Source organism: Staphylococcus sp. 191 (assembly GCF_011174885.1).
Taxonomy (GTDB): domain Bacteria; phylum Bacillota; class Bacilli; order Staphylococcales; family Staphylococcaceae; genus Staphylococcus; species Staphylococcus coagulans.
The window spans coordinates 1-611 of the sequence record NZ_PNRJ01000043.1; the positions used below are offsets into that span (position 1 = coordinate 1).

The 611-nt window shown below is 38.6% G+C and carries 1 protein-coding gene; it reads right to left on the reverse strand.

Features of this window, described 5'->3' with window-relative positions:
* Window positions 1–611 (reverse strand): SdrD B-like domain-containing protein (locus C1H58_RS12120; protein ID WP_207623142.1); only part of this gene is annotated, 611 nt, incomplete at both ends.

Below are 611 nucleotides of genomic sequence, written 5' to 3' on the forward strand. Positions count from 1 at the left end.
TGTTTTCGGTGGCTCTACCACTGGTTTGTAGAAGCCGCTATCGATTGTAAGATCATCCGCATTGTTCACTTCAACTTCAACTTTTGTTCCGTCTGAATCTAATGCGTCATCTCCTACATTCGCTGTTGTTGCTTCATAACCTTCTGGCGTTTCAAAGCTGATTTCATATTTACCGTTTGGTAAATCTTTGAAGATATAGTTGCCATCTTTATCTGTTTTTGTTTCTACTGTTGTTCCATCTGCTTTTGTTAATGTTACTTTTACGCCTTCGATTCCTGCTTCATTTGCGTTTTGAATGCCATCTTTATTTGTGTCATTCCATACTTTGTCTCCGACTTTATATGTTGCATCTGTTTTCGGTGGCTCTACCACTGGTTTGTAGAAGCCGCTATCGATTGTAAGATCATCTGCATTGTTCACTTCAACTTCAACTTTTGTTCCGTCTGAATCCAATGCGTCGTCTCCTACATTCGCTGTTGTTGCTTCATAACCTTCTGGCGTTTCAAAGCTGATTTCGTATTTACCGTTTGGTAAATCTTTAAAGATGTAGTTGCCATCTTTATCTGTTCTTGTTTCTACTGTTGTTCCATCTGCTTTTGTTAATGTTACTT